This is a genomic window from Planomonospora algeriensis (assembly GCF_977012225.1).
In genome coordinates, this window is the sequence record NZ_CDRNDK010000564.1 from 1 (window position 1) to 3597 (window position 3597).

Here is a 3597-nt window from a genome sequence, read left to right on the forward strand (position 1 = left end):
TGGCTCGCGGCACGGTTGCGCCGCCTGGCCTGGCCGGTGCTGCCGCTGGCCGCGGTCTGGCTGCCCCTGCCGCACCTGCTGCTCGCCCTCGGCCTGCCGTCCCAGCCGGTCGGTCACGGCCTCGCGCCTGGCCGGGCAGCTGCTGTGGTTCCTGGCCGTCTACCTCGTCGCGGTGGCTGCGACGCCGCTGATGCGCCGGCTCGGCGCGGCGTACGGCCTGCGCGTGCCCGCGGCGCTGGCGGCCGGGGCCGTCGCGGTCGACGTGCTGCGGTTCGCCTGCGGCCTGGAGGCCGCGGGCTGGGCGAACATCGGCCTGGTCTGGCTGGCGGTGCACCAGCTCGGCTTCCTGTACGCCGAGGGCCGCCTGGACCTCCCCCGGACCCGCCTGTGGGGCATGGCGGCGGCCGGGTACGGCCTGGCCGCGCTCCTGGTGGCCTTCGGCCCCTACCCGGGCAGCATGATCGGCCTGCCGGGGGCCGCGGTCTCCAACATGGCGCCGCCCACGGCGGCGCTGCTGGCGGTGGGGATCGGGCAGATCGGGCTGGCCCTCGCCCTGCGCCGGCAGATCACCGCCTTCGCCCGGTGGCCGCTGACGGCGCGGGCGCTGGGCTGGGCCGGGCCGCGCATGATGACCGTCTATCTGTGGCACATGAGCGCGCTGTTCTGCGTCACCGCGGTGGTCGTGGTGGGGCTGGGGGTCCCCACCCCGGAGCCGGGCACCTCCGCCTGGCTGTCCGGCTGGCCGCACTGGCTGGCCGCGCTCTGCCTGGTCCTGTGGCCGCTGCTGCGCGGGCTGTCGCGCTTCGAGGAGCCCCCGGCGGCGGCGCCGTACCGCGGGGGGAGCGCCAGGATCGCCGCGGCGCTCGCGCTGGCCGGCGCGGGGCTGCTCGTGCTGACCGTGTCCGGCTTCGCCCCGGGGCCCTGGCCCGTGCTCGGTTCCGGCCTGCTGCTGGGCGGGCTGCTGCTCACCCGTTCGGCCGGATCACGCCGGATTCTTGGGAATTGACCCCCTCTCTGCCGCCCCGGTGGTTCGACCACCGCCGGTTCTTCGGCAGGATGGGAGGGTGAGCCTTGTAGATCGCCTGCCCGAAGAGATCGACGCCGACCCCGACGCCATCTTCGACGCCTTCGTCGAGTGGAACACCGAGCGGGGGCTCACCCTCTACCCGGCCCAGGAGGAGGCCCTGATCGAGGTGGTCTCGGGCAACAACCTGATCCTGGCCACCCCGACGGGCTCGGGCAAGAGCCTGGTCGCGGCGGGGGCGCACTTCACCGCGCTCACCCGCGACGTGCGCACCTTCTACACCGCGCCGATCAAGGCGCTGGTGTCGGAGAAGTTCTTCGACCTGTGCGAGCTGTTCGGCACCGAGAACGTCGGCATGATGACCGGCGACGCGAGCGTGAACCCCGGCGCGCCCATCATCTGCTGCACCGCGGAGATCCTCGCCAACGTCGCGCTGCGCGACGGCGCGGCGGCCGACATCGGCCAGGTCGTGATGGACGAGTTCCACTTCTACGCCGAACCGGACCGCGGCTGGGCCTGGCAGGTGCCGCTGCTGGAGCTGCCGAACGTGCAGTTCATCCTGATGTCGGCGACCCTCGGCGACGTGAGCATGTTCGAGGAGGACCTGACCCGGCGCACCGGCCGGCCCACCTCGGTGGTCAAGCACGCCGAGCGCCCGGTCCCGCTGGTCTACTCCTACCGGATGACCCCGCTGCACGAGACGCTGGAGGAGATGCTCTCCACCAACCAGTACCCGGTCTACGTGGTGCACTTCACCCAGGCCTCCGCCATGGAGCGGGCACAGTCGCTGATGAGCATCAACATGTGCACCAAGGCCGAGAAGGAGGCCATCTCCGCGCTGATCGGCCACTTCCGGTTCACCACCAGCTTCGGCCGCGCCCTGTCCCGGCTGGTACGGCACGGCATCGGCGTGCACCACGCCGGCATGCTGCCCAAGTACCGCCGCCTGGTGGAGCGGCTGGCCCAGGCCGGCCTGCTGAAGGTCATCTGCGGCACCGACACCCTCGGCGTCGGCGTGAACGTGCCGATCCGCACCGTGCTGTTCACCGCGCTCAGCAAGTACGACGGCAACAAGGTCCGGCGGCTGCGCGCCCGCGAGTTCCACCAGATCGCCGGGCGGGCCGGACGGGCGGGTTTCGACACCATCGGCTACGTCGCCTGCCAGGCCCCCGAGTACGTCATCGAGAACGAGAAGGCCCTGGCCAAGATCGGCGACGACCCCAAGCGGCGGCGCGGCTACGCCCGCAAGAAGCCGCCGGAGGGCTTCGTCGGCTGGAGCGAGGAGACCTTCGCCAAGCTCCAGGAGGCCGAGCCCGAGCCGCTGGCCTCCCGTTTCAAGGTCAGCAACGCCATGCTGCTGGCGGTCATCAACCGGCCCGGCGACTGCTTCGCCGCGATGAGGCACCTGCTCACCGACAACCACGAGGACCGCAAGTGGCAGCGGCGGCACATCAGCCAGGCCATCGCGATCTACCGCTCGCTGCTGGCCGGCGGCGTGGTGGAGCAGCTGGACGAGCCCGACGAGCAGGGCCGCCGGGCGCGCCTCACCATCGACCTGCAGGAGGACTTCGCGCTCAACCAGGCGCTGTCGACGTTCGCCCTGGCCGCCTTCGAGCTGCTCGACCGCGAGTCGCCCGTCTACGCCCTCGACATGGTCTCGATCGTGGAGTCCATCCTCGACGACCCGCGCCAGATCCTGTCCGCCCAGCTGAAGAGGGCCCGGGGCGAGGCCGTCGCGCAGATGAAGGCCGACGGGATCGAGTACGACGAGCGGATGGAGCTCCTGGCCGAGATCACCCATCCGATGCCCCTGGCCGACCTGCTGCTGGGCGCCTACGAGACCTACCGGCGCGGCCACCCGTGGGTGGGTGACTACACGGTCAGCCCCAAGAGCGTCATCCGCGACATGTACGAGCAGGCGATGACCTTCACCGAGTACGTCGCCCACTACGAGCTGACCCGCTCCGAGGGCAGCGTGCTGCGCTACCTGGCCGACGCCTACCGCACGCTGTCGCGGACCATCCCCGAGCACCTGAAGACCGAGGACCTGGTCGACCTGATCGAGTGGCTCGGCGAGCTGGTCCGCCAGGTCGACTCCAGCCTGATCGACGAGTGGGAGAAGCTGTCCAACCCGTCCCTGCAGCCCGAGGCCGAGCAGGAGATCGAGACCAAGCCACGCCCGGTCACCGGCAACCCGCGCGCCTTCCGGGTGCTGGTCCGCAACGCGATGTTCCGCCTGGTGGAGCTGGTCGCGCTGGAGAAGGAGGAGGAGCTCGCCGAGCTCGCCCCGGACGTCGACTGGCCCGCCGCCCTGGACGCCTACTACGACGACCATGAGGAGGTCGGCACCGGCCCGGACGCCCGCGGCCCGGCTCTGCTCCGCATCGAGGAGGAGAAGGAGCTCTGGAAGGTCCGCCAGGTCATCGCCGACCCGGCGGGCGACGGCGACTGGGGCATCGACGCCCAGGTCGACCTGGCCGCCTCCGACGAGGAGGGCCGGGCGGTGGTCCACGTCATCGGGCTCAACCGCCTCTGACCGCGCCGCCGCGCCGCCGCTCCGGCGGCGCGGCCCG

General features: G+C 72.0%; 2 protein-coding genes. Both read left to right on the plus strand.

Annotated elements, in window-relative coordinates:
- Positions 1-1006: acyltransferase family protein (locus ACWJ6R_RS32465; RefSeq protein WP_449065878.1), on the plus strand; the 1006-nt coding region annotated here is incomplete at its 5' end.
- 58 nt (positions 1007-1064) lie between these two features.
- On the plus strand, positions 1065-3560 hold the full coding sequence (locus ACWJ6R_RS32470) for a DEAD/DEAH box helicase (RefSeq protein ID WP_449065879.1): 2496 nt from the start codon (positions 1065-1067) through the stop codon (positions 3558-3560).
- The last annotated feature ends 37 nt before the right edge of the window (positions 3561-3597 follow it).